22 protein-coding genes, 4 tRNA genes and 1 pseudogene are annotated in these 23,923 nt (G+C 62.7%); 2 read left to right on the forward strand and 25 right to left on the reverse strand.

Going from position 1 to position 23,923, the window contains the following annotated elements; genetic code table 11:
- Window positions 1-329: 329 nt before the first annotated feature.
- Together AC3G7M_RS14050 and AC3G7M_RS14055 are read right to left on the reverse strand one after the other, a co-directional pair.
- Window positions 330-2,201, reverse strand: coding sequence for a DUF262 domain-containing protein (locus tag AC3G7M_RS14050; protein ID WP_489212728.1), 1,872 nt, complete (start codon window positions 2,199-2,201; stop codon window positions 330-332).
- A complete protein-coding gene (locus AC3G7M_RS14055; RefSeq protein ID WP_489212729.1) occupies window positions 2,198-2,551 on the reverse strand; it encodes a type II toxin-antitoxin system prevent-host-death family antitoxin in 354 nt (117 codons plus the stop codon). The genes AC3G7M_RS14050 and AC3G7M_RS14055 overlap by 4 nt, the downstream gene beginning before the upstream one ends.
- A 213-nt stretch (window positions 2,552-2,764) precedes the next feature.
- Here AC3G7M_RS14055 and AC3G7M_RS14060 point away from each other — a divergent pair, with 213 nt between their 5' ends.
- Window positions 2,765-2,989 (forward strand): antitoxin MazE family protein, encoded by a 225-nt coding sequence (locus AC3G7M_RS14060; protein WP_489212730.1) that lies wholly within the window; start codon window positions 2,765-2,767, stop codon window positions 2,987-2,989.
- Window positions 2,986-3,339, forward strand: a complete 354-nt coding sequence (locus AC3G7M_RS14065) for a type II toxin-antitoxin system PemK/MazF family toxin (RefSeq protein ID WP_489212732.1) — start codon at window positions 2,986-2,988, stop codon at window positions 3,337-3,339. The genes AC3G7M_RS14060 and AC3G7M_RS14065 overlap by 4 nt, the downstream gene beginning before the upstream one ends.
- A 31-nt stretch (window positions 3,340-3,370) precedes the next feature.
- Here the strand turns inward: AC3G7M_RS14065 and AC3G7M_RS14070 are convergent.
- From AC3G7M_RS14070 to AC3G7M_RS14180, 23 genes and pseudogenes are all read right to left on the reverse strand, one after another.
- Window positions 3,371-3,460, reverse strand: a tRNA-Ser gene (locus AC3G7M_RS14070).
- 80 nt (window positions 3,461-3,540) lie between these two features.
- Window positions 3,541-4,281: a response regulator transcription factor gene (locus AC3G7M_RS14075; RefSeq protein WP_489212734.1), complete on the reverse strand. Its 741-nt coding sequence runs from the start codon at window positions 4,279-4,281 to the stop codon at window positions 3,541-3,543.
- A 340-nt stretch (window positions 4,282-4,621) separates the two neighbouring features.
- Window positions 4,622-4,696: transfer RNA gene (locus AC3G7M_RS14080), tRNA-Val, on the reverse strand.
- Window positions 4,697-4,905: 209 nt separating this feature from the next.
- Window positions 4,906-6,558 carry a ribonuclease J gene (locus AC3G7M_RS14085; RefSeq protein WP_489212735.1) on the reverse strand — a complete coding sequence of 551 codons (1,653 nt, stop codon included), beginning with the start codon at window positions 6,556-6,558 and terminating at the stop codon, window positions 4,906-4,908.
- A 17-nt stretch (window positions 6,559-6,575) separates the two neighbouring features.
- The gene (locus AC3G7M_RS14090; RefSeq protein WP_489212736.1) at window positions 6,576-7,385 is read right to left on the reverse strand and encodes a type III pantothenate kinase; all 810 of its coding nucleotides are present in this window, start codon (window positions 7,383-7,385) and stop codon (window positions 6,576-6,578) included.
- A gap of 6 nt (window positions 7,386-7,391) precedes the next feature.
- Complete coding sequence (locus AC3G7M_RS14095; RefSeq protein ID WP_489212737.1) at window positions 7,392-8,171, reverse strand: biotin--[acetyl-CoA-carboxylase] ligase; 780 nt, start codon at window positions 8,169-8,171, stop codon at window positions 7,392-7,394.
- Window positions 8,168-9,592 (reverse strand): NADH-quinone oxidoreductase subunit NuoN, encoded by a 1,425-nt coding sequence (gene nuoN, locus AC3G7M_RS14100; protein WP_489212738.1) that lies wholly within the window; start codon window positions 9,590-9,592, stop codon window positions 8,168-8,170. Before nuoN ends, AC3G7M_RS14095 begins: the two co-directional genes overlap by 4 nt.
- A complete protein-coding gene (locus AC3G7M_RS14105) occupies window positions 9,592-11,169 on the reverse strand; it encodes an NADH-quinone oxidoreductase subunit M (protein WP_489212739.1) in 1,578 nt (525 codons plus the stop codon). The genes nuoN and AC3G7M_RS14105 overlap by 1 nt, the downstream gene beginning before the upstream one ends.
- 5 nt (window positions 11,170-11,174) lie before the next feature.
- Entirely contained in the window at window positions 11,175-13,097 is a 1,923-nt protein-coding gene (nuoL, locus tag AC3G7M_RS14110; protein ID WP_489212740.1) for an NADH-quinone oxidoreductase subunit L, read from the reverse strand.
- A gap of 3 nt (window positions 13,098-13,100) precedes the next feature.
- Complete coding sequence (gene nuoK, locus AC3G7M_RS14115; protein ID WP_489212742.1) at window positions 13,101-13,409, reverse strand: NADH-quinone oxidoreductase subunit NuoK; 309 nt, start codon at window positions 13,407-13,409, stop codon at window positions 13,101-13,103.
- Between the two features lies 1 nt (window position 13,410).
- Window positions 13,411-14,127: an NADH-quinone oxidoreductase subunit J gene (locus tag AC3G7M_RS14120; protein ID WP_489212743.1), complete on the reverse strand. Its 717-nt coding sequence runs from the start codon at window positions 14,125-14,127 to the stop codon at window positions 13,411-13,413.
- A gap of 9 nt (window positions 14,128-14,136) precedes the next feature.
- On the reverse strand, window positions 14,137-14,625 hold the full coding sequence (gene nuoI, locus AC3G7M_RS14125) for an NADH-quinone oxidoreductase subunit NuoI (RefSeq protein WP_489212744.1): 489 nt from the start codon (window positions 14,623-14,625) through the stop codon (window positions 14,137-14,139).
- A gap of 45 nt (window positions 14,626-14,670) precedes the next feature.
- Window positions 14,671-15,678, reverse strand: a complete 1,008-nt coding sequence (gene nuoH / locus AC3G7M_RS14130; protein WP_489212745.1) for an NADH-quinone oxidoreductase subunit NuoH — start codon at window positions 15,676-15,678, stop codon at window positions 14,671-14,673.
- Window positions 15,679-15,684: 6 nt separating this feature from the next.
- Window positions 15,685-17,739 (reverse strand): NADH-quinone oxidoreductase subunit NuoG, encoded by a 2,055-nt coding sequence (nuoG, locus tag AC3G7M_RS14135; protein WP_489212746.1) that lies wholly within the window; start codon window positions 17,737-17,739, stop codon window positions 15,685-15,687.
- A gap of 5 nt (window positions 17,740-17,744) precedes the next feature.
- On the reverse strand, window positions 17,745-19,067 hold the full coding sequence (gene nuoF / locus AC3G7M_RS14140) for an NADH-quinone oxidoreductase subunit NuoF (protein WP_489216050.1): 1,323 nt from the start codon (window positions 19,065-19,067) through the stop codon (window positions 17,745-17,747).
- A gap of 176 nt (window positions 19,068-19,243) precedes the next feature.
- A pseudogene (locus AC3G7M_RS14145) lies at window positions 19,244-19,855 on the reverse strand (complex I 24 kDa subunit family protein); the annotation flags it as partial.
- Between the two features lie 2 nt (window positions 19,856-19,857).
- The gene (locus tag AC3G7M_RS14150; protein WP_489212747.1) at window positions 19,858-21,081 is read right to left on the reverse strand and encodes an NADH-quinone oxidoreductase subunit D; all 1,224 of its coding nucleotides are present in this window, start codon (window positions 21,079-21,081) and stop codon (window positions 19,858-19,860) included.
- Between the two features lie 3 nt (window positions 21,082-21,084).
- Entirely contained in the window at window positions 21,085-21,732 is a 648-nt protein-coding gene (locus AC3G7M_RS14155; RefSeq protein WP_489212748.1) for an NADH-quinone oxidoreductase subunit C, read from the reverse strand.
- Window positions 21,725-22,297 carry a NuoB/complex I 20 kDa subunit family protein gene (locus AC3G7M_RS14160; protein WP_489212749.1) on the reverse strand — a complete coding sequence of 191 codons (573 nt, stop codon included), beginning with the start codon at window positions 22,295-22,297 and terminating at the stop codon, window positions 21,725-21,727. The genes AC3G7M_RS14155 and AC3G7M_RS14160 overlap by 8 nt, the downstream gene beginning before the upstream one ends.
- 5 nt (window positions 22,298-22,302) lie before the next feature.
- Window positions 22,303-22,668 (reverse strand): NADH-quinone oxidoreductase subunit A, encoded by a 366-nt coding sequence (ndhC, locus tag AC3G7M_RS14165; protein ID WP_489212750.1) that lies wholly within the window; start codon window positions 22,666-22,668, stop codon window positions 22,303-22,305.
- Window positions 22,669-22,923: 255 nt separating this feature from the next.
- Window positions 22,924-23,000: transfer RNA gene (locus tag AC3G7M_RS14170), tRNA-Asp, on the reverse strand.
- A gap of 290 nt (window positions 23,001-23,290) precedes the next feature.
- Window positions 23,291-23,365 (reverse strand) — tRNA-Val (locus tag AC3G7M_RS14175).
- Window positions 23,366-23,531: 166 nt separating this feature from the next.
- On the reverse strand, window positions 23,532-23,852 hold the full coding sequence (locus AC3G7M_RS14180) for an HU family DNA-binding protein (protein WP_489216051.1): 321 nt from the start codon (window positions 23,850-23,852) through the stop codon (window positions 23,532-23,534).
- Window positions 23,853-23,923 lie beyond the last annotated feature (71 nt).

Below are 23,923 nucleotides of genomic sequence, written 5' to 3' on the forward strand. Positions count from 1 at the left end.
GCCCTCCTTTTTTGGTCTTGGGACCAAGCCTAGGCCTCCTGCTCCCAGGTGTCACGGCTTTCGGCCTGGGTGCTGACACCCGCTTGTCCGCCGCACAGGCGGGTCGCCCGGACTGAGGGGTCGTCACACCCACAAGGCTGCGATGATCCTCCTGGCAGCCCGAGGCTTTGCGCTCCGACGCCCAGGCGATGACCGGAAGGACCTAGTGTCGGAACCAGCTTTTCGCGAAGAAAAGGACCGGAACGCCGCATTGGCGGGCCACGCCCGATAGCGATGATCACTACGTTTACGCCATACTACTATGACGCCGCCGCACCACGCCGCACCACTTACGCTGCGGCAGCCGGAACTTCCGCCGATAAGGCTTTCTCACGCTCGATCGGCCCACGCCAGATTTTCTGGGCCACCTCAAACAACGCCTGGCCGCGTTTTAGAATCGTCCCCTCGTCCCAATGGTCGAAAGCGTTTAGTTCCCGGTTTAGTGCCAAGCTGGCATGGGATCGCACGGCCGGCATTTTGGCCGAAAAGGGACCATTCGACACTGTGGCGTTCAACGCATGGGTCAGCAGAGTCAGATTGCCGAGCTTGTTAATCGCCTGAGCCCGTTCCGTCTCACGAGCCAATTGGTCAGGATCAACTTCACCTTCTGGCACTTGCTCGAACCCTGGAACCGGCCAGTACTGCTGCCACTTTTGAGGCATGATGTGCTCGACCGTCAATTCGGATTTGATCTCGATCTCCTCGCTGAGTGCTGACCGTTTGGCCTTCTCGATCGCTTCGAAGAGATAACGCAATCGCGGCTGGCGGGCGCTCTTATACTGATCGTGGCCCAGCCATGCCGCCCTCCATTCCTCGTCGTTGGGCCAGCGGTTGATGTCACTGTCTCCGAGGGAAAGCTGCACCTCCAACGCTTGCAACGGCGGCAGAGTTGAACGCCGAACCTTGTCCAGCACGTCGATGAAAAGCCGGTTATAGTTCTTTGTCGTCAATCCGCAGATGTCGCGTCGTAGGATGAACGCCTCGATCATCGCGACAGCACCCGCAAGAGCGTCACCTGCATTGCCGTCGGTCGCCAAATACAACACCAGCGGCATCGCTGTGGAGACATCGAAGGCCCGGGCGAATCGCCCGAGGCGTCCTAGCACGTCATCGGCGCCCTGCTCTACGATCTGGCGAAGGATCGCGGCGCTGTTCGAAATAGACACCAACTCCTGCTCAACGGAGGGGAATGGCGCGTCGTTCAAAATCCAACGCCGATAGCTTTCAAAGAGGTGATCAATCGACACGACCTCGGCTCGTTTCATCGAAAGATGATCGACCAACATCCAGTCCAACCGCTGCTTGGTCTGACGCCCCCGCGTGTCCTCAACGCGCCAGAACCAGCGGTCGAGCGGTAGCCAGTGTTTCGAATAAAGATCGTCGATCTTCAGGGAACCGTGCTCTTGGCCGAGTCCCTTGGCGCGCTGGAAAATGAAGTTACGCATCAGGTCGCCCGCCGAGAGATCCACGCCGCGGCTGTTGAGCGTCTCAAAGATGGTCTGCGGATCGTCCCCACCTTCCAACTCGATGGAGACGGCCGCCAACCCATCGCGTAGCGCCTCGAATAGCTTTTCCAGTCGGAACAGATCGAATGCGCCGTCGGCCAGGACGTGCTTCTCAATCTGCGCCTTGAACCAGGCATGAGCAGCAACCGCAGGTCGGACGACGCCATCCTCATCCTTGGGAGCAGCACCGATCGCGTCCAGGTCGGCAGTCGGATCGACCATGTGGACGAAGACTCTCCGGTCCGTGAGCGTGGGCCACAATTTGAAGCGTTCAACCCCGGGCGTTTCCATTACACCGTCGTTGAACAGCAGCTTGTTGACCTCTTGGCCATAATCTGAACCGTGCGCGTTCGCCACGTCCCGCAGGGCGGCGAGCAGCAGTTGGAAGGTGGTCAGTCGCTGCTGTCCGTCGATAACTTCGAAGGCTTGGACCTGCTTTCCGAACGTTTTGATTTGAGCAATGACGATAGCGCCCATAAAATGCGGCGTTGTCGCCTGACGGTCGGTTTTCAACCGCGCGACCGCGCGCTCGATGTCTTCCCACAGCAGTTCAAGCTGCGGCGAAACGCTCCAAGCATATTGCCGCTGGTACAGCGGGATGAGGTAGCGTTTCTTACCGTCAAATAGCTCAATGATCGAGCGTGTGTATGGCCTCATGATTTCCCCGCCGCCCCTTTCTTCGTCGTCGCCGTTCCCTTATCCGCGCGTCCAGATTGCACGGAAAGCCGTTCATATTCTTCCACTGAGACCACCACCACCACGCCGCGCCCGTGCTTTTCGATCAGCACCGGCTCTGCACGCGCGGTGTCGATCATCAGGCCAAAGCCATTCTTCGCCTCTCGCGCCGACATGATTTTCATGGCGCCATCCCGCTGCATTTTCGTTGCGCTATTTAGGACGAAGTAGCTCTTTTGGGCAACGGTGACGCTGGTGGTCGGAGCAGCTCCGATTAAGAGGGCAAGATAAAAGGCCGCGCATTGCGGCGCGAAACGGTTGTTTGTTTTCAATGACTTGGAACCCGATTCCGCAATGTGCGCCGGTTTTCGTCAATGTGCGTGAAGGCCGGAGAGGGAGGGCTTTGAGCGGAAATTCAATGGGATGACACGCAATGTGTGTCTCGCCGCGAGTTCTCCCGGAATGCGTTGCTAAACCGAATTCCGCTTCCCCTATCAGAGCGCCTCATAATAAGTTACATGTAACCATGTCTGGGGGATCGAGTCATGGCGCAGGCGAAGGGCGCGAAGCCCACTAAGGTAAAGGTTCAAGAACACCGCGACCGGCTGCGCGCGCAGGGCTTGCGGCCTATCCAGATTTGGGTGCCGGACGTGCGCGCGCCATCCTTCCGGGCTGAGGCGCACCGGCAATCGCTGTCCGTGGCGGCGAGTGCCCATGCGGCCGAGGATCAGGCGTTCATCGACGCCGTCTCCGGCTGGGACGATGAATGAGGCGGGGCGATATCTGGACCGTCTCCGGCGGGAAGGACTATGCGGGCAAGCCGCGCCCTGTCGTCATCGTGCAAGACAACAGCTTCGACGCGACGGACTCCGTTACAATCTGCGCCTTCACCACCGACCCGACCGAAGCGCCCCTGTTCCGGCTTCCGGTCGAGCCGAACGAGCACAATGGGCTGCGCTCTTCCTGCCGGCTGATGGTGGACAAGATCACCACCGTCCCGAAGTCCAAGGTCGGCGAACGGATCGGGCGGCTGGACGACGAGGACGTGGTCCGGCTCAACCAGGCCGTTCTCGTCTTCCTTGGGCTGGCCGTTTCGCCAAGAACCAAGGCGGCAGTCTGAATATTGCCGTATGCCCAGCTCTGTTCCGAATTGGCGGACAGGGTGGGATTCGAACCCACGGTACGCTCACACGTACGGCGGTTTTCAAGACCGCTGCCTTAAACCGCTCGGCCACCTGTCCGTTTAAGGTCGGCCGCAACCTAAAACGCATTGCGCCCCGGCGCCAGAGCACCGAGGCGCAATTTCCGCTTTTCTGAGCCTTCAGGCCAGCGACATCGCCTGAGCGGCCAAAGGCTGGGCCATGGGGCGCACGACTGGCTGGGCCGTGGGCGCTGCATCCCGCACAATATAGCCGCGGCCCCAGACAGTCGTAATCACGTCCCCTGCCCCGGCCTGAGCCAATTTACGGCGCAATTTACAGACAAAGACATCGATGATCTTGATATCCGGCTCGTCATTACCGCCATAGAGGTGATTGAGGAAGGATTCCTTGGCGACAATACTGCCACTGCGCAGGAACAACAGTTCCAGGATGCGGTATTCCTTCTCGGTCAGATGGACCGTCTCGCCATTCACCGCGACGATATTGGAATCCATATCAAGCACGATAGGGCCCAAGGTGATCTTGGAGTGGCTGAGCCCCTTGGAGCGACGCACGAGAGCCTGAATGCGGGCCCCAAGCTCGCTTTCATCGAAGGGCCGCGCCAGGAAATCATCGGCGCCAAGGGAGAAGGCTTTCACCTTGGCCTGCGGCCGGGTGAGGCTGGAGAGGACAAGAATCGGCACGGCGATCGAACTCCATCGCAGGCGCCGGATAACTTCGTAGCCATCGGTGTCGGGTAGCATGAGGTCCATGATCAGCGCGTCATAGTCGTAGCGCTTCGCGAGCTGGAAGGCCTCTTCCCCGGTCTCGACATGCTCCAGCACCGCGCCGCTGGATTTCAGCGACCGCTGGATGGTCGAAGCGGCTTGGGCGTCGTTGTCGACAAGGAGCACACGCATTGGCCTACACCCTCTGGTTGTGGGCGGATATTGCTACCTATGCGTGTATTAGTCAATAAAAACCACAACTCAGGGTCGTCTATTAGCGGCAACGCAAGACAGCTGGCGAAACCGTGAGTTATTGCGATGACGAATCAATATGATTACGTATCATTTCACAGATATCACGAGGTCGCGAGATTTATGGACGGCCCCGGGTCGGGCGAAACCGGTTATTTCCCCACAAAATACTTTGTAATCAAAGCATTATGGAAATAGTTACGCAGCCATAACTATGGCGCGCAACTCCACATCAGAAAACGCATATCATCTGTAGAAAGGGGGGAGATTTTCAGAACCGTGGTGGGCGCAACAGGGATTGAACCTGTGACCCCCACCGTGTCAAGGTGGTGCTCTCCCGCTGAGCTATGCGCCCACGGTTCTGATGAAGGCCTTCCTACCGGCTGTTGTTCGGAGCCGCAAGAGGCCTGTCACACTCAAGCCCTTCACCCTCCGGGGATCGGATCTGCGCTCTGCGGTTTGCAGAGGCTTCACCGATAAGGGCTGGGCCTTTGCCGACTCCGCGGCTGATTCGGCGCCGTCTGGCCCGCTGGACCATGAACACCGCCTCAGCCGCTGGCCGGTTTAACCGGCGATCCGCATCAAATGCACATCGACCAAAGGCCGCTTCTGCACGCGCTTGCCGATCGTGCGGCGCAGAGAGGCCCGCGCCGATTCGGCCAGGGCAAAATCATCCCGGCGCAGGGGCGCCGGCAGGTCGGCGACGGCCGCGGTGAATTCCGCCTCCATGCGCGCGCGCTCCGGGTCCTCGGCATCGAACAGGCCCGGCGCGCTGATCTGGGCATTGCCGCGGATACGGCCCTGCTCATCCACCACCAGGCTGCCGATGACGACACCGTTGAACAGCATCCGCCGGCGGGCGGCCAGCACGCCGCCGGTCATCGGCACAAGACGGTTGCCGTCCACGGCAAAGCGGCCGACCGGCGCGCTGTCGATGATCTGCGGCGTGGCGGGCGCCAGCTCCAGGATATCGCCGTCTTCCAGCATCAGCGGCTTTGACCCCGCCTCGCGGGCGAGGCTGGCATGGGCCGTCAGATGCCGCCATTCGCCATGCACCGGCACCGCATATTGTGGCCGCACCAGAGCATAGATCCGCCGCAGCTCATCGCGCGCCGGATGGCCCGAGACATGGACCATATGGTCCTCGTCGGTCATCAGATGCACGCCGCGGCGCACCAGATTGTCCTGCACCAGGCTGATCGCCCGCTCATTGCCGGGGATCACGCGGCTGGAGAAAATGACCGTATCGCCCTCACCCAGCGCGATACGCGGATGGGTGTCGGCGGCCACGCGCGACATGGCACTGCGCGCTTCGCCCTGGCTGCCAGAGAGGATCAGCAGAAGATTGTCATCCGGCACATCGGCCGCCGCATCCTCACTCAGGAAGGGCGGCAGATCGGCCAGATAGCCGCATTCGCGCGCCGCCGCCTCGATATTGCGCAAAGACCGGCCCGCGATCGCCACCTGCCGGCCGACGGCCTTGGCGGCCAGGCCGATGCTTTCCAGCCGCGCGACGTTACTGGCGAAACAGGTCACCGCCACCCGCCCGGTCAGATTGCGGATCAGGCCCGGCAGAGCGCGGCGCACCTCGGCTTCCGAGCCGGAATGGCCTTCGACCAGGGCATTGGTCGAATCGCCGATCATGGCGAGCACGCCACGGTCGCCCAGGCGCTTCAGCGTCGCTTCGTCCGAGACGGGACCCACCACCGGATCGGGGTCAAGCTTCCAGTCCCCGCTATGCAGGATCAGCCCATAGGGTGTGGTGATGGCCAGCGCCTGCGCTTCCGGCACCGAATGCGTCATGGCGACGAATTCGATCTCGAAATCACCGAGCGTCAGCGTATCGCCGGATTGCACCACATGCAGCGGCACCTCGGCCAGCAGGCCGGCCTCGGTCAGCTTGCGCCGCAGGACGGCGGCCGCGAAGGGCGTCGCATAGACCGGGCAGCGCAGGCTGCGCCAGAGCCAGGCGACAGCCCCCAGATGGTCCTCATGCGCGTGGGTGATGACAAGGCCAAGCAGCTTGTCCCGCCGCTCGGCAATGAAGCTCGCGTCCGGCACCATCACATCCACTTCGGGATGTTCCGGGCCGCCGAAGCCCAGGCCGCAATCAACCGCCAACCACTGCCCATTGCAGCGGTAGAGGTTCAGGTTCATGCCGATCTCGCCAGTTCCCCCAAGCGGGAGGAAAGCGAGATCGCCGTCAAAACTGGTCATTAGTCCGGTATCCTTAGTCAATCTCCTGTGGAATGGCGCTTCCAGTCCTTGGGTAGGCTGGGAGCGGAATTGCGCAGCGCCAACAAGCGCATCCCTTCCAGCGTGATATCGGGGTTAATCGATTCAAAAATCGTGGTGCCTTCGGCAAAGAGGGGGGCGAGGCCGCCGGTTGCGATCACCTTGATCGGCACACCGAACTCACCGCGAATGCGGGCCACCAGCCCCTCAACCATGCCGACATAGCCCCAGAAAATACCGGAGCGCATGGCGGGTACAGTCGAACGTCCAATCACGACCTGAGGCCGGCCGATGGCAATGCGCGGCAACCGCGCTGCAGCCTTGTGCAAAGCCTCGATCGAAAGGTTCACGCCCGGCGCGATAATCCCGCCGACGAAATTTCCATCCTGATCCACCACATCAAAATTGGTGGCGGTGCCGAAATCCACAACCACCAAAGGACCACCGTATATCTGATGGGCGGCCAGCGTATTGAGCAGGCGGTCCGCCCCGACTTCGGTGGGCGAATCGCTGCGGATTTCAAAACCCCAGTCCAGCTCCGCTGAGGCGATCAGCGGCTCAACCTCGAACCACTCGCGGCACAGGCGCCGCAGGTGATACAGGGCTGCCGGCACCACGATACCGATCACCGCGCGGTTGACGTCCTTCGGGTTCAGCCCGGTATGGCGCAGCAGCGTTAACAGCCAGACGGCATATTCGTCCGACGTCCTCTGATCATCCGTCGAAATGCGCCAGGAGCCGCGCCAGGACGCGCCATCATGCACGGCCATGACGATGTTGGTATTTCCGGCATCGATCACCAGAAGCATGGACGTCTATACTCCCTGACCCAAAAGCACATCACCGGTGGAGATCCTGTGAAGTTCGTCGCCGACCGACAAAAGCAGTTCCCCGCGCTCAGACAGCCCGGCGAATAATCCGTCCCGTACGCCGCGGGCATCCTTGATCGTGACCGGGGTGCCGCGCGGATGCGCCCGCTCCAGCCAATGTGTTCGGATCGGCGCGAAGCCCGACCGCCCCAATTGATCGCGCCAATAGCGGATTCGGGCGATAAAGGCTTCCGCCACCGCACGCGGCTCAGGCTGTAGCCCAGCGCGGGACCGGATCGCCGCCGTGCGCCGCCCCTCGACTGCAGGCGCCACGACCAGATTGGCGCCGACGCCGATGACGAGCCAGGCAAGCCCGGCCCCGTCCATTTCAGCATCGACCAGGACACCGCCGAGCTTGGCGCCATCGCGCAGCACGTCATTCGGCCATTTGACGGTGAGCTGCGCGGGCTCGGCGTCGAAAGCCGACAGCGCTTCGACGAAGGCAAGCCCTGCCAGCAGCGCCCATTGGCCGGCGCCCTCGGCTTCCGCCGCATTGCGGGGGCGGAGCAGGACGGAGACGTAGAGATTGCCGCGCGGCGCCACCCAGCTGCGCCCGCGGCTGCCGCGGGCGGCGGTCTGCTCCTCCGCCAGGATCGCAAGCCCGTCGGCCGCCCCGGCACGGGCCCGGGCGACACAGGCATCCGAGGTGGAGGGGATCAGCGCAACATGCTCGAGCCGATACCCTCCCGCGAGCTGAACCGCCGGACCCCCGATGCTTGCCGTCAACCCAACAGAGCCATGGCCGCGGCCTGCGCCGCGGTGGTGACGGGACCGGCCACCAGGATGAAGAGCAGGGTCACCACGCCGGTCACCGCGACGACGAAGGAGAGTGACGGCGCCGGGCGGTCAAACACCCCTTCCGGGGCGTCGAAATACATCAGCTTGACGATGCGCAGATAGTAATAGGCCCCGATGATGCTGGTGATGACGCCGATCACGGCCAGCAGCCACAGCCCGCTCTGGATTGCGGCTAGGAAAACGTAGAGCTTACCGAAAAAGCCTGAGAGCGGTGGCACGCCAGCCATGCTGAGCATGAAGATGGTCATGGCCAGCGCCAGGCCGGGATGATTGCGGCCGAGACCCGCAAGGTCAGTGATCTTCTCCACGGCGCGGCCCTGACGGCGCATGGCGATGATGATGCCGAAAGCGCCGAGCGTCATGAAGATGTAAGTCGCCAGATAGACCAGCATGGCGCTGACGCCATTGCCGTTGCCGGCGGCCAGACCCATCAGCGCGTAGCCGACATGGCCGATCGAAGAATAGGCCATCAGGCGCTTGATATTGGTCTGCACCAGCGGCGCCAAAGCACCGACGACGAGCGACGCGATGGCAATGATTTCGATCAGCAGCTGCCACTGGCCGAACAGATGGCCGAAGGGCCAGGCCATGACGCGAATGAGCAGCGCCAGCGCCGCCACTTTCGGGGCGGACCCGAACAGCGCCGTGACAGAGGTCGGCGCGCCCTCATAGACATCGGGCGACCACATATGGAAGGGCACCGCGGCGATCTTGAAGACCAGGCCAACCAGCACGAACACCATGCCGATGACGAGGCCGACGGATGGCGTGCTGATGGTGATCGCCTTGGCGATCTGCAGGAAATCCGTGCTGCCCGAAAAGCCGTAGGTCAGCGTCATGCCATAGAGCAGGATGCCGGAGGCGAGCGAGCCGAGCACGAAATACTTGAGACCGGCCTCGGACGACTTCAGCGAATCCCGCGCGAAGGCGGCGACCACATAAAGCGCCAGCGATTGCAGCTCCAGACCCAGATAAAGGGTCATGAGATTGGTGGCACCCACCATGATCATCATGCCGGTGGCGGCAAACAGGATCAGGACGGGGAATTCAAACCGCGCCAGCCCCTCCTCCCGCTCATTGAAGTCGAGCGACAGGATGATGGCGAGACCGGCGCCCGCCAGGATCAGCAATTGCGCGAAGCGGCTGAAGGCGTCGGCGATGAACAGGCCGCCGAAGCCGAGGCCGCTCGGTGAGACCAGAACCAGACCGCCAATGCCAAGCAGCGCACCCAGCGACAGCATGCTGGCGAGCTGGAAGGCATGCTTTTTGGGCGAGAAGACGCCGGCGATGAGGATAGCGAGCCCGCACAGCGACAGCGCGAGTTCGGGGAGTGCGATCAGCCAGTTCATCAATTGGCCCCCCCGGCCAGGACAGTGCCGCCAGCAGAGGCGCCGCCGGCTGAGGCGCCGCCGGCTGAGGCGAGATGCGCGGATGTGCCGGCGAGCGCCACGGTATGGGCCTGGGCCATGGCGGTCGCCGTCGCGTCAAAGAAGGTGGAGAAGCTGGACGGATAGATGCCCATCCAAAGCGTCAGGATCACCAGCGGCACCAGCATGGCGATTTCACGCGGCCCGATATCGCGCAGGACCTTCAGCTCCGGCCGTTCCAGCCCGCCGAAGATGACCCGGCGATACATGACCAGCGTGTAGATCGCGCTCAGGATCAGCGTCGTGCCGGTCAGCAGCGACAGCCAGAAGTTGACCTTCAGCGCCGCCACGATGACCAGGATTTCGCCGATGAACCCGGCCGTGCCCGGCAGGCCAACGGTGCCCATGGCGAAGATCATGAAGAGCAGCGCGTAGAAGGGCATGTTGCGGGCAAGGCCGCCGAACCCATCCATGCTCTGGCTGCGGGTGCGGTCCATCAGCACGCCGACGCAGATGAAAAGTGCCGCGGTGATGAAGCCGTGGGACAGCATGCGGAAGAGCGAGCCCTCGATGCCCTGCACCGAAAAGGTGAAGATGCCGACGACCGCGATCGCCATATGGCCGACCGAGGAATAGGCACAGAATTTCAACAGGTCGCGCTGCACCAGGGCCGCGATCGAGGTGTAGATGATGGCGACGACGGCAAGCGCGAACATCAGCGGCGCGAAGGTCTGCGACGCCTGCGGCAGCAGGGCCACCGAAAAGCGCAGGAAACCATAGCCGCCCATATTGGCGAGCACGCCGGCCAGCAGCACGGACCCCGCGATCGGCGCCTCACGATGCGCGTCGATCAGCCAGGTATGGACCGGCCAGATCGGGATCTTCACCGCGAAGGCCGCGAAGAAGGCGAGGAACAGCCAGAACTGCAGATGCGGCGGCAGCGGCATATGCAGCATATCGGGGATGCTGGTGGTGCCGTCATGAACCCAGAGCGCGATAATGCCGAGCAGCATCAGCATGGAGCCCGCGAACATGAAGAGGAAGAACTTGATCGCGGCATAGCGCCGGCGCTCTCCGCCCCAGACGCCGATGATGACGAACATCGGGATCAGCACGGCTTCAAAGAAGACGAAGAAGAGCAGGAAATCGAGCGCGCTGAAGATGCCGATCATGGTGGTTTCCAGCACCAGAAAGGCAATCATGTATTCCCGCGCGCGTCCGCCGCTCTGAGTCCAGGCGGACAGGATGGCGATCGGCGTCAGCGCCGTTGAGATCAGCACGAACATGATGCTGATGCCGTCGACGCCCATGCGGTAATCGACGCCATATTGCGGCAGCCAGGAAACGACTTCCTGGAACTGGAAGCCCGCGACGCTCTTGTCGAAGCCGAACCAGAGCAGAAGGCTGAGGACGAAGACAATGAGGCTGGTCCAAAGCGCCGTCCAGCGCGCGGCGCGCGCGGTCGCTTCTTCATCGCCGCGCAGGCAGAAGATGACGACCACACCCGCCAGCGGCAGGAAGGTGAGCAGAGAGAGCAGCGGGAAGCCTGCTTGGTTCATCGGGCTCACCGGAAAATCAGAAAGACGCTGATCAGGACGACGAGTCCGATCAGCATGACAAAGGCGTATTGGGCGAGAGAGCCGCTTTGCAGGCGGCCGATGCCACCCGCCGAGAAGCGCGCAATGCCGGCGCCGCCGCGAGGAATACCATCGATGATGTCCTCGTCACCCACATGCCACAGCACGCGGGCCAGCGCGTAATAGGGGCGCACGAAGATGACGCCGTAGATCTCATCAAAATAGTATTTGTTGAGCAGAAGACGGTAGACCGGCGCGAAGCGAGTCGCCAGCAGCGCCGGCAGTTCGGGCCTGGCGATATACATCACATAGGCCAGCGCGAAGCCGAGTACGCCGAGCACGGTCGGCAGAATCTCCATCAGGAAAGGCACGCGGTCGATATCCAGCAGGATCGACGGATGGTTGATGGCCGAGATGGCCCCGTTCCAGAACTTGGCCTGATCCGCGCCGATGAAGTCATGCGCGAAGACGCCGCCCACGAAGATCGCACCGAGGGCCAAAAAGAATAGCGGGCCGGTCATCACCAGCGGGCTTTCGTGGACATGGCTCATGACATGCGGGTCACCGTTGCGCGGGCCATGGAAGGTCACGAAGAGCAGGCGCCCGGAATAGAAGGCGGTCAGAAACGCCGCCGCTTCGACGCAGAACCAGGCATAGCCGCCGCCATGGCCCATGAAGGCCGCGCTGACGATGGCATCCTTCGAGAAATAGCCCGACAGCGGCGGAATGCCGGCGAGCGCCAGGCTGCCGATCCACATCATGGCATAGGTATAGGGAATGAGCTTGGCGAGCCCGCCCATTCGGCGGATGTCCTGCTCGCCCGACATGGCGTGGATGACCGAGCCGGCGGTGAGGAACAGCAGCGCCTTGAAACAGGCATGGGTGATGAGGTGAAAAATCGAGGCCTGATAGGCGCCCACCGAGACGGCGACGAACATGTAGCCGAGCTGCGAACAGGTGGAATAGGCGATGATGCGCTTGATATCGGTCTGGGCACAGCCGATCGTCGCCGCGAACAGCGCCGTGGTGCCGCCGATGACGCCGACCACCGCGAGCGCCACAGGGGCGTATTCCAGCAGGGGCGACATCCGCACCATCAGGAACACGCCGGCCGTCACCATGGTGGCCGCGTGAATGAGGGCGGACACCGGCGTCGGGCCTTCCATCGCGTCGGCCAACCAGGGATGCAGACCGATCTGGGCCGACTTACCCATTGCACCGATGAACAGCAGAATGCCGATCACATCCAGCGCATGCAGGTTGGTGCCGAACAGGTGGTAGACGGCATGGTTCTGCGCCGCCACCGCGCCGAAAATCTCCGGGAAACGCACTGAGCCGAACAGGAAGAAGACCAGGCCGATGCCGAGCGCGAAGCCGAGGTCGCCGACGCGGTTCATGACGAAGGCCTTGATGGCCGCGGCATTGGCCGAGGGCTTCTCATACCAGAAGCCGATCAGCAGGTAGGAGACGAGGCCCACGCCTTCCCAGCCGAAGAAGAGCTGGACGAGGTCATTCGCCGTCACCAGCATCAGCATCGCGAAGGTGAAAAGCGAGAGATAGGAGAAGAAGCGCGAGACCGAGCGGTCGCCGTGCATATAGCCGATCGAATAGATGTGGATGAGGGTGGAGACCACCGTCACCATCAGCACCATGACGGCCGAAAGGCTGTCATAGCGGAGCGCCCAGTCGACCTGGAAGCTGCCGACATGCAGCCATTGCGCGATGGCGATGGTGGCCGGCTGAACCGAACCCGACAGCAGGCTGACACCTGCAATGACGCCGCAGACGGCGGCGATCAGCATGGCCAGGATGCTGACCACATGAGCGCCCTGGTCCTTGAGCCAGGGACCGAACAGACCCGCAATCAGCGAGCCGAATAGCGGTGCGAAGACGGCAATAGCGAAGATCACGTCTCAGCCCTTCATCAGATTGACGTCTTCGACCGCGATCGAGCCGCGGTTGCGGAAGTAGGTGACGACGATCGCCAGACCGATGGCCGCCTCTGAGGCGGCGACGGTCAGCACGAACATCGTAAAGATCTGCCCGGTGAGATCATGCAGCGCGCCGGAGAAGGCGACGAAGTTAAGGTTCACCGCGAGCAGGATGAGTTCGATGGACATCAGGATGGTGATGACATTCTTCCGGTTCATGAAGATGCCGAAGATGCCCACCACCAGCAGGATGGAGGAGACCACCAGATAGGGGCCGATACCGATGGGCATATCACTGCGCTCCCGGCTTGTGGGTGACCGCGACGGCATCCGTCTCCGGCAGCGTGATGCGCGCGTCCGGTGCTGCCAGCGCCGGATCGGGACGAAGGATGCCGAGTTCCTTCACGCCGGCGCCGACCCGGACGTCGATCATGGTCAGCGTATCCGCCGGCTGGCGGGCGTTCTGCCGGGCGATATTCTGGGTCTTGGTGCGCGTGCGGTCACGATGGGTCAGCACGATGGCGCCGACCATGGCGGTCATCAGCACGACCGAGGAGGTTTCAAACAGGAACGCATATTGCGTGTAGAGGATGCGGCCGATGGCGTCGGTATTGCTGAGCCCGAGCGGTGTCGCCGACAGGCGCAGCCCGGCCGCAGCCGGCGCGATCTTCCAGCCGGCCACCGCCATCACCAGTTCCAGCAGCAGGATGATGCCGACCACCGCACCGATCGGCGCATAGCGCTGCACGCCCGCGCGCAGTTCCGAAAAGTCGATGTCGAGCATCATGACGACGAAGAGGAACAGCACGGCGACGGCGCCGACATAGACGATGAGCAGGATGAAGGCGAGGAACTCGGCCCCGGCGATCAGAAAGAGTGCGGCGGCGTTGAAGAAGCACAGGATCAGGAACAATACGGAATGAACCGGATTGCGCGACGTCACCACCATCACCGCAGACAGGATCAGGATAGCCGCGAAGAAATAGAAGAAGATTTGAGCAAAGATCATGGCGCTGGCTTACCGGTACGGAGCGTCGAGTTCGAGGCGCCGCGCGAGTTCCGGCTCCCAGCGGTCGCCGTTCGAGAGCAGCTTCTCCTTATTGTAGAGCAGCTCTTCGCGCGTCTCGGTCGCGTATTCAAAATTCGGGCCTTCGACGATCGCATCCACCGGGCAGGCCTCTTCGCAAAGGCCGCAATAGATGCATTTCACCATGTCGATGTCGTAGCGCGTGGTGCGGCGGGAGCCGTCCTCGCGCGGTTCGGCCTCGATGGTGATGGCCTGGGCCGGGCAGATCGCCTCACACAGCTTGCAGGCGATGCAGCGCTCTTCGCCATTGTCATAGCGGCGCAGCGCATGCTCGCCGCGAAAGCGCGGGGATAGCGGCGACTTCTCGAACGGGTAGTTGATCGTCACCTTCGGCTTGAACATGTAGCGAAGCGTGATGGCCATGCCGCCGACGAGTTCCGTCAACAACAGGCTGCGCGCTGCACGATCGAGGACACCCATTATTCCATTCCCCTTTTTGTCGTCGCAGTCACAGCGGCTACTCGCTCAGCCATGGGGCAGCCATCCGAAGATTTCGAGGGCAGTGGCCGTCAGCACCATCCAGCCCAGCGACAGCGGCAGGAAGATCTTCCAGCCCAGACGCATCAGCTGGTCATAGCGGAAGCGCGGAAAGGTTGCGCGCACCCAGATGAAGACGAACATGACGAAGCAGATCTTCAGGATCAGCCAGATCGGCCCCGGGATGAAAGCCAGGAACGGCACCGGCGACATCCAGCCACCCAGGAACAGGATGGAGGTCATGGCGCTCATCAGCACCATATTCGCGTATTCGCCGAGGAAGAACATGGCGTAGCTCATGGAGGAATATTCCACCATGAAGCCTGCGACGATCTCGCTCTCGCCTTCCGGCAAGTCGAAGGGCACGCGGTTACATTCGGCCAGGCCCGAGATGAAGAAGACGATGAACATCGGGAACAGCGGAATGCAGAACCAAAGCCCGTTCTGCGCGCGCACGATGTCATTCAGGTTGAGGCTGCCGACACAGAGCAGGACCGAGACCATGACGAAGCCGATGGAGACTTCGTAGCTGACCATCTGGGCGGCCGAACGGAGCGCGCCCAGGAAGGCGTATTTGGAATTGGACGACCAGCCGGCGATGATGATTCCATAGACGCCGAGCGAGCTGATCGCGAAGAGATACAGAATACCGACATTGATATTGGCGACCGCCAGATGGTTGCCGGTGGGCACCACCGCCCAGGCGACCATGGCGAGGCCAAAGGTCAGCATCGGCGCGAGAAGGAACAGAACCCGGTTCGCGCCGGTCGGCACGATGGTTTCCTTCATGATCATCTTGAGCGCATCGGCAAAGGGCTGCCATATGCCGAAGGGTCCGACGACATTCGGCCCCTTGCGCAGCTGCATCGCCGCCATGACGCGGCGTTCGCCATAGGTCGAATAAGCGACGATCATGAGCAGAGGCACCAGAACCGCCAGCGTCTCAAGGGCCGCGAGGATGATCTGGCCCAGAATGGTGGAGAAGAAACCCGTCACCGTGTCTTACTCCGCCGCCTGCAGGACGGGCGCATAGGTCTCAGTACAAGCTTGCATCGTCGGGCTCGCGCGGCTGATCGGATCGGTCTGGTAGTAGTCGGCAATGGCAGCAACAAAGGGCGTCAAAGGCAGCGACTGGCCGCGATCGGCCGGGCCGGCCGTATCGGTCGTCGCCATGCGGGCCAGGTGATCCACCTGGGCAAAGACCGGGTTAACGGCGCCCAGGCGCGCGCGCAGCGCGGCGATTGTGTCATAGGGCAGCGTCTTGCCCAGAACGGCGCTGAAGGCGCGCAGGATGCGCCAGTCTTCCTTCGCATCGCCCACTGGGAAGGTCGCCGGCTGAATCTGCTGCACGCGGCCTTCGGTATTGACGTAGGTGCCGCTTTTTTCGGTATACGCGGCGCCGGGCAGGATGACGTCAGCGCGCGCCGCACCACGGTCGCCATGATGGCCCTGGTAGATCACGAAGGTTTCCGGCGCGATGGCCGCGGCATCGAATTCATCCGCACCCAGCAGCCACAGCACATCGACGCTACCGGCGACCATCTCGGCCCAGGTCTTGGCACCCGTGCCCGGCACGAAGCCGAGGTCGAGACCGCCGACGCGGGCAGCGGCCCGATGCAGCACATTGAAACCGTGCCAGCCCTCGACAAAGCCGCCGACCTTGTCGGCCAGCGCCCAGGCTGCAGCGAGTACGGCCGCGCCACCCGGACCCTGCAAAGCCCCCTCACCCACCACGATCATCGGCTTCTTCGCAGACGCCAGAATCTCGGCGAAGGCGTGGCGACCGTCCAGCAGCCCGGTGATGGCGTCCGGCCCGCTGCCCACAATCTCAGACGGGTAGGTGAGATCGGCCGCCTGGCCGATGACGCCCACCGGCAGGCGGTTCTGGCGCCAGCGCTTGCGGATGCGGGCATTGAGGATCGGCGCCTCATGGCGCGGATTGGTGCCGATGAGCAGCACGGCATCGGCCTCTTCAATGCCAGCGATCGTGGTGTTGAAGAGGTAGAAATCGCGGCGGCTGGTGTCGAACGCGGCACCACCCTGGCGGCAATCGACATTGGCCGAGCCGAGCGAGGCGAGCAGGTCCTTCAGTGCCAGCATGCTTTCGGCGTCCGCCATGTCGCCGGCCAAAGCGCCGATGCGACTACCCGCGACATCCTTCAGGCGGCCGGCGATGGCGAGGAAAGCCTCTTCCCAGGTCGCGGCCTGCAGCTTGCCATTCACGCGCAGCCAGGGGCGATCCAGCCGGCGGCGGGTCAGCCCGTCCACGATATGGCGGGACTTATCGGCCAGCCATTCCTCGTTCACATCCTCATTGAGGCGCGGCAGGATGCGCATGACCTGCGGTCCGCGCGTATCGATGCGAATGGCGGAGCCCACGGCGTCCATCACGTCGATGCTGTCGGTCTTCTTCAGCTCCCACGGGCGGGCGGTGAAGGTATAGGGTTTGGAGGTCAGTGCGCCGACGGGGCAGATATCGACCAGATTGCCGGACAGTTCCGAGGTCAGCGCTTTTTCAACATAGGTGGTGATTTCAAGGCTTTCACCGCGCGAGACGCCGCCCAGTTCCGGCACGCCGGCGATTTCGGTCGCAAAACGGATGCAGCGGGTACACTGGATGCAGCGCGTCATCACCGTGCGGACCAGCGGCCCCAGATCCTTGTCGCGCTGCGCGCGCTTGTCTTCGGTGTAGCGGGAATGGTCACGGCCATAGGCCATGGCCTGATCCTGCAAATCGCATTCGCCGCCCTGATCGCAGATCGGGCAATCCAGCGGATGATTGATGAGCAGGAATTCCATCACACCCCGGCGCGCCTTGCGCACCAGCGGGCTGTCGGTTTTGACCACCATGCCCTCACCCACCGGGAAAGCGCAGGAGGCGACGGGTTTCGGCGCCTTCTCCACTTCCACCAGGCACATGCGGCAATTGGCGGCGACCGAAAGCCGGTCATGGAAACAGAAGCGCGGGATTTCCTTGCCGGCCGCTTCGGCGGCCTGCAGCACGGAAAAGCCGGCGGGCACGTCAACCTCGATCCCGTCAATGGTCAGCTTGGTCATGCGTCCTACTCCGCCGCAATAGCCATGGGTTGCGTGGCCGTGGCAGGGGCGCCGCGGCTCGCCTTATAGGCGGCGATGCGCTCCTCCATCACGGGGCGGAAATGTCGGATCAGACCCTGGATCGGCCAGGCCGCCGCGTCGCCCAGGGCGCAAATGGTATGGCCTTCGACCTGACGGGTGACCTGTTCCAGCATGTCGATCTCTTCCAGCTCGGCGCGGCCTTCGACCATGCGGTTCATGATCCGCATCATCCAGCCGGTGCCTTCGCGGCACGGCGTACACTGGCCGCAGCTTTCATGCTTGTAGAAAGCCGAAATACGGGCAATCGCCTTGATCAGGTCAGTTGACTTGTCCATCACGATGACCGCTCCGGTGCCAAGGCCCGAACGCATCTCGCGCAGGGAGTCAAAGTCCATCAGCGCCGTCTCGGCCATCTCCTTGGTGATCATCGGCACCGAGACGCCGCCCGGAATGATCGCCAGAAGATTGTCCCAGCCGCCGCGCACGCCGCCGGCATGTTTGTCGATCAGTTCCCGCATCGTAATGCCCATCGATTCCTCGACGGTGCAGGGCCGGTTCACATGGCCCGAAATGCAGAACAGCTTGGTGCCCTGGTTCTTGTCGCGGCCGAAGCTCGCGAACCAGGCGGCACCACGCCGCATGATGGTGGGCGACACCGCCACCGTCTCGCAATTCGTCACCGTGCTCGGCAGGCCATACAGGCCCATGGCCGCTGGGAAGGGCGGCTTGGAGCGCGGCATGCCCTTCTTGCCTTCCAGGCTTTCCAGCATCGCGGTCTCTTCACCGCAAATATAGGCGCCGGCGCCGCGATGCACGAAGACGTCGAAATCATAGCCCGAGCCGGCGGCATTCTTGCCCAGCAGGCCGGCCGCATAGGCCTGGTCCACCGCCGCCTGCAGCCGGGTATATTCCAGCCAGTATTCGCCACGGATGTAGCAATAGGCGGCGGTCGCCCCCATCGCGAAACCGGCGATGAGACACCCTTCGACCAGCTTATGCGGCTCGTTGCGCAGGATCTCGCGATCCTTGCAGGTGCCGGGCTCGCTCTCGTCGCAATTGACGATGAGATAGGCGGGCTTCTCGCCGCGGTCCTTCGGCATGAAGGACCATTTCAGGCCGGAGGGGAAACCCGCGCCGCCGCGGCCACGCAGGCCCGACGCCTTGATCTCATCGACGACCGCGAAACGGCCCCGCGCCATGATCTCGGCCGTGCCGTCCCAGTCGCCCCGCGCCCGGGCGCCGTCCAGCCCCCAGTCGCGCTGACCGTGCATATTGGTGAAGATACGGTCCTTGTCTTCAAGCGCCATGACCATGACTAGGCTCCAGGCTTCGCAGCGGAATCGGACGGCGGATTGGCAGCCGCCTGGGCGGCGGCGGCGGCCTCAGCGGCAGCGGCTTCGGCGGCGGCGCGCGCGGCAGCCTCGGCCCGCTGCCGCTTCACCACTTCATATTTCTCAGGCGACCAGAATTCGTCCGGGTGGGTCAGGGTCGTCGGCCCGCCCTCGGCCTGGGAGCCGAGACGGGCGATGGTCGGTCCCGGCGCCGGTATCTCACCACGGCGAAAGGCCGCGATCAGCGCTTCCGTGCGCGGCCCGTCCAGATCCTCGTAATAGTTCTCGTTATTGACCTGCAGCATGGGCGCGTTGGCGCAGGCGCCAAGGCATTCGACCTCGGCCATGCTGAACAGGCCGTCCGGCGTGACATCCCCGAAATGCGCGAGGCCCGTGGCCTTCTTGCAGGCGGCCACGACATCGTCAGACCCGCGCAGCCAGCAGGGCGTGGTGGTACACACCTGCAGGTGATAGCGGCCGACCGGCTTGAGATTGAACATTGTGTAGAAGGTCGCGACTTCGTAGACGCGGATCGGCGCCATATCCAGCAGCCCCGCCACCACATCCATCGCCACCCGCGGTATCCAGCCGCTATGGGTCTGGCGCGCCATCTGCTTCTGCACTTCATACAGAAGGGCAATAACAGCGCTCGCCTTCCGCTCAGGCGGATAGCGCTTCAGGATGGATTCGATTTCGGCGAGGCTTTCAGCATCAAAAGCGAAGCTTGTCGGCTCCGCGACCTCGGCAGTGTGGGAAAAGCTCATGATTACCTGTCGATTTCGCCGAAGACGAGGTCGATGGACCCGATGATGGAGACGGCGTCCGCCAGCATGTGGCCCTTCGCCATCTTGTCCATGGCCTGCAGATGGGCGAAGCCCGTCGGCCGGATCTTGCAGCGATAGGGTTTGTTGGTGCCGTCCGCGACCAGATAGACCGCGAATTCGCCCTTGGGCGCCTCGATGGCGGTATAGGTCGCGCCCGCCGGTACATGGAAGCCTTCGGTGAAGAGCTTGAAGTGATGAATCAGCGCTTCCATCGACCGCTTCATCTCACCCCGCTTCGGCGGCGTGAACTTATTGTCCAGCACGCGCACGGGGCCCGGCTTCATCTTGGCCAGACATTGGCGGATGATCTTCAGGCTTTCCCGCATTTCCTGCACACGCACCAGATAGCGGTCATAGCAATCGCCGTTGCGCGCGACGGGAATATCGAAGGCGACGTCATTGTATTTGGAATAGGGCTGGGCGCGGCGCAGATCCCACGGCACGCCCGAGGCGCGCAGATTAGGACCCGAGAAACCCCAGTTGAGGGCCTCTTCGGCCGTCACGATACCGATATCAACGGTGCGCTGCTTCCAAATGCGGTTTCCGGTCAGCAGGCCTTCCATGTCATCGACGAAGCTCGGGAAGGTGTCGCACCAGGCGGCGATGCGCTCTTCCAGCCCGGCCGGCAGATCACGGTTCACGCCACCCGGACGGATGTAATTCGCATGCATGCGCGCGCCGGACGCCGCCTCATGGAATTCCATCAGTTGCTCGCGGACCTCGTAGCCCCAAAGGCTGGGCGTGGTCGCGCCCACATCAAGGGCGAAGGAGGTGACATTGAGCAGGTGGTTGAGGATGCGGGTGATTTCCGCAAACAGCGTCCTGATCCATTCCGCCCGCTCCGGCACCTCAATGCCGAGCAGCTTCTCGATCGCCATCACATAGCACTGCTCCTGTGCCATCGGGCTGACATAGTCGAGCCGGTCGAAATACGGGACGTTCTGCAGATAGGTCCGGTATTCCATCAGCTTTTCAGTGCCGCGATGGAGCAGGCCGACATGCGGATCGGCACGGTCCACCACCTCGCCGTCCATCTCCAGGATGAGACGGAGAACGCCGTGGGCTGCGGGATGCTGGGGGCCGAAGTTCAGCGCGTGGCTATCAATCTCGATGACCTTGGTCTCGGGATTGACGACCGGGCGTTCCGAAATCGTGGTCTCGCTCATATGTCAGCCCTCCCGATGCGCTTTCTCGTCACCGGGCAGCGTCGTCATGCCTTCCCAGGGCGAGATGAAATCGAAGCGGCGGAAATCCTGCACCAGCTTCACAGGCTCATAGACGACCTGCTTGCGCTCCTCGTCGTAACGGACTTCGACATAGCCGGTGAGCGGAAAGTCCTTCCGCATCGGGTGGCCGACGAAGCCGTAATCCGTCAGGATTCGCCGCAGATCGGGCTGACCGGAGAAGGGAATGCCGAACAGATCCCAGGCCTCGCGCTCCCACCAGGTGGCAACCGCCCAGAGCTGCGAGACGGATGGCACCGGCGTGACACCGTCCGTCGTGACGATAACGCGGGCGCGATGGTTCAGGGAGACCGAGAGCAGGTTGTAGACCACATCGAAACGTTCGGGCCGGGCCGGCCAGTCGACGCCGCAGATATCCATCACCTGCTCAAAAGCGAAGCGGGGATCATCCTTCAGCACGCCCATCAGCTCCAGCAGGGAGTCGAGGTCGGTGCGAATGACGATCTCACCCAGCGCGATCTCGGCGGATATGACGCGCGGCAGTCCGGCCACAGCCGCAGCCAGCGCCTCGGTCGGGTTCAGCGGCGCCGGAACTTGCGCATCGGCGGGTGCAGTCTCGACAGGGTCAGCCACGGAGGATGGTCCCCGTGCGGCGGATCTTCTTTTGCAGCTGCATGATCCCGTAGACGAGGGCTTCAGCCGTCGGCGGGCAGCCCGGAACATAGACGTCCACAGGCACGATACGGTCGCAGCCGCGCACCACCGAATAGGAATAGTGATAATAGCCACCGCCATTGGCGCAGCTACCCATGGAGATGACGTAGCGCGGCTCGGGCATCTGGTCGTAGAGCTTGCGCAAAGCCGGCGCCATTTTGTTGGTCAGCGTGCCGGCCACGATCATGACGTCGCTCTGGCGCGGACTGGCACGCGGAATGACGCCCATGCGGTCCAGATCATAGCGCGGCATATAGGCATGAATCATTTCGACCGCACAGCAGGCGAGCCCAAAGGTCATCGGCCACAGACTGCCGGTGCGCGCCCAGTTCACGATCTTGTCGAGATTGCCGACAATGAATCCCTTGCCGGTGATTTCACCGGTAATGGCGCGCATCACCGCCTCCTGATCCGGTCCCGGCGGCAGTTCACGCCCATTCCAGACCAGCTCTGTTCCGGTATCGCCCGAGATTGAACCGCTCATCGCTGTCACTCCCAATCCAGGGCGCCCTTGCGCCACGCGTAGACGTAGCCGACCGCGAGTTCCGCCAGGAAACCGAGCATGGTGAGGAAGCCCATGACGCCGATATGCGAGAGGCTGGCAGCCCAGGGGAAGAGGAAGGCCACTTCCAGGTCAAAGATGATGAAAAGCAGGCAGACGAGGTAGAAGCGCACATCGAAACGGCGGCGCGCATCATCGAAGGGCTCGAATCCGCATTCATAGGCGGAGAGCTTCGCAGCATAGGGCTTCTGTCGGGCGGCGAACATGGCACCGGCCATCATGGCGCCGGCGATCACGGCGGCGATCGCTCCAAAGATCAGAATGGGCCAGTACTGCGAAAGCAGAGGTTGCACCTTCATCTCCTTGGTCGGTCAGCCAGAATAGCCAAAGCGTTGCTGCGGGGTTTTTCCGCATCTGCGAGCGGACCCTAATCCCTCCGCCCGCAGCGCGCCACCCCCCTTAAGCCCCTGTCATGAAAGACTTGTAATCATGGCACCCAAGGCTAAACGGCATGACAATCGCCTGCATCCAAACGCCAAAAAACCCCGACAAAGCGTGGCTTTTTTGATGATGTCAGAGAGAGGGATGAAGAGGAAGTTTATCGCTACTGGCGCGAGTGACGGGGCTCGAACCCGCGACCTCCGGCGTGACAGGCCGGCGCTCTAACCAACTGAGCTACACCCGCAGCGACGGGAGGGGAAGTAACCCGGTGGCCTGCCACCGTCAAGCGCGCAAATCCCGCAAAAACGCCATTCTGTCACGCTCCCCGGGATAGCCGCCATCCCGCCTTTGGGCGTTGACACCAAGTTGTCGTAATTCGCGTGATTCGGGAAGCCGGGGATTTTCGGCGCATCTTTGGCGCGGCGCTGCGGCTGGCCGGCACGCACAGCGCGGGTGGCGGCCGCGCCATGGGCCGCCCTCACCGCCATCTCAGCGAGGCGATCCCAACGACCAAGAGGCATAGGAGGAGAAGACTGGTGGGCGGTGACGGTTTCGAACCGCCGACCCTCTCGGTGTAAACGAGACGCTCTACCGCTGAGCTAACCGCCCGATCCAGGCAAGCTGGACATCGTCACCTGATGGTGCCCGGACAGGCGGACGATGCGGCAGACCGGGTAGCGTCCAGATGCGCAAAGCGCAAGAGCCCAGGACACTATGGGCCAGGCACGGCAGCCGGTCCGACCCCTGGCACAAGGGGCCGGCGGCGATGCCGTTATTAGTTCAGCGAGTCTTTCAGAGCCTTGCCGGGCTTGAAACGGACGGAGACGGAGGCCGGAATGGCAATCTCCTCACCCGTGCGGGGATTGCGACCCGTGCCGGCCTTGCGATGCGCCGTCACAAAATTGCCGAAGCCGACCAGGCGCACTTCGGAGGACTTCAGGCCTTCCGTGATCTTCGCGAAAACCGCATCGACCACTTCGCCAGCTTTTGCACGCGAGAGATCAGTCGCTTCGGCAACCGCTGCGATCAAATCATTTTTGTTCACGCTCGAACTCCCTGTTCTCAAAAAATCCCAAACCCGCGACGCAGACACCATGACGGCAAAGCGTCCGGGGCGTTCGCTGGCTACCGGCCTCAGATTTGTGCCGACACCGACACAAACCCGAC

This window comes from Acidisoma sibiricum (assembly GCF_057837225.1).

Coding starts and splice junctions, on each gene's coding strand:
- AC3G7M_RS14050 (WP_489212728.1), bottom strand. CDS start 2,201: ATGAGGCCATACACACGCTCGATCATTGAGCTATTTGACGGTAAGAAA.
- AC3G7M_RS14075 (WP_489212734.1), bottom strand. CDS start 4,281: ATGCGTGTGCTCCTTGTCGACAACGACGCCCAAGCCGCTTCGACCATC.
- AC3G7M_RS14105 (WP_489212739.1), bottom strand. CDS start 11,169: ATGAACCAAGCAGGCTTCCCGCTGCTCTCTCTGCTCACCTTCCTGCCG.
- AC3G7M_RS14085 (WP_489212735.1), bottom strand. CDS start 6,558: ATGACCAGTTTTGACGGCGATCTCGCTTTCCTCCCGCTTGGGGGAACT.
- AC3G7M_RS14065 (WP_489212732.1), top strand. CDS start 2,986: ATGAGGCGGGGCGATATCTGGACCGTCTCCGGCGGGAAGGACTATGCG.
- nuoG (WP_489212746.1), bottom strand. CDS start 17,739: ATGACCAAGCTGACCATTGACGGGATCGAGGTTGACGTGCCCGCCGGC.
- nuoF (WP_489216050.1), bottom strand. CDS start 19,067: ATGGCGCTTGAAGACAAGGACCGTATCTTCACCAATATGCACGGTCAG.
- nuoI (WP_489212744.1), bottom strand. CDS start 14,625: ATGGGTGTCCTCGATCGTGCAGCGCGCAGCCTGTTGTTGACGGAACTC.
- AC3G7M_RS14090 (WP_489212736.1), bottom strand. CDS start 7,385: ATGCTTCTGGTGATCGATGCCGGAAATACCAACATCGTCATGGCCGTG.
- AC3G7M_RS14150 (WP_489212747.1), bottom strand. CDS start 21,081: ATGAGCGAGACCACGATTTCGGAACGCCCGGTCGTCAATCCCGAGACC.
- AC3G7M_RS14060 (WP_489212730.1), top strand. CDS start 2,765: ATGGCGCAGGCGAAGGGCGCGAAGCCCACTAAGGTAAAGGTTCAAGAA.
- nuoN (WP_489212738.1), bottom strand. CDS start 9,592: ATGAACTGGCTGATCGCACTCCCCGAACTCGCGCTGTCGCTGTGCGGG.
- AC3G7M_RS14160 (WP_489212749.1), bottom strand. CDS start 22,297: ATGAGCGGTTCAATCTCGGGCGATACCGGAACAGAGCTGGTCTGGAAT.
- AC3G7M_RS14120 (WP_489212743.1), bottom strand. CDS start 14,127: ATGATCTTTGCTCAAATCTTCTTCTATTTCTTCGCGGCTATCCTGATC.
- nuoK (WP_489212742.1), bottom strand. CDS start 13,409: ATGCCCATCGGTATCGGCCCCTATCTGGTGGTCTCCTCCATCCTGCTG.
- AC3G7M_RS14180 (WP_489216051.1), bottom strand. CDS start 23,852: ATGGTGTCTGCGTCGCGGGTTTGGGATTTTTTGAGAACAGGGAGTTCG.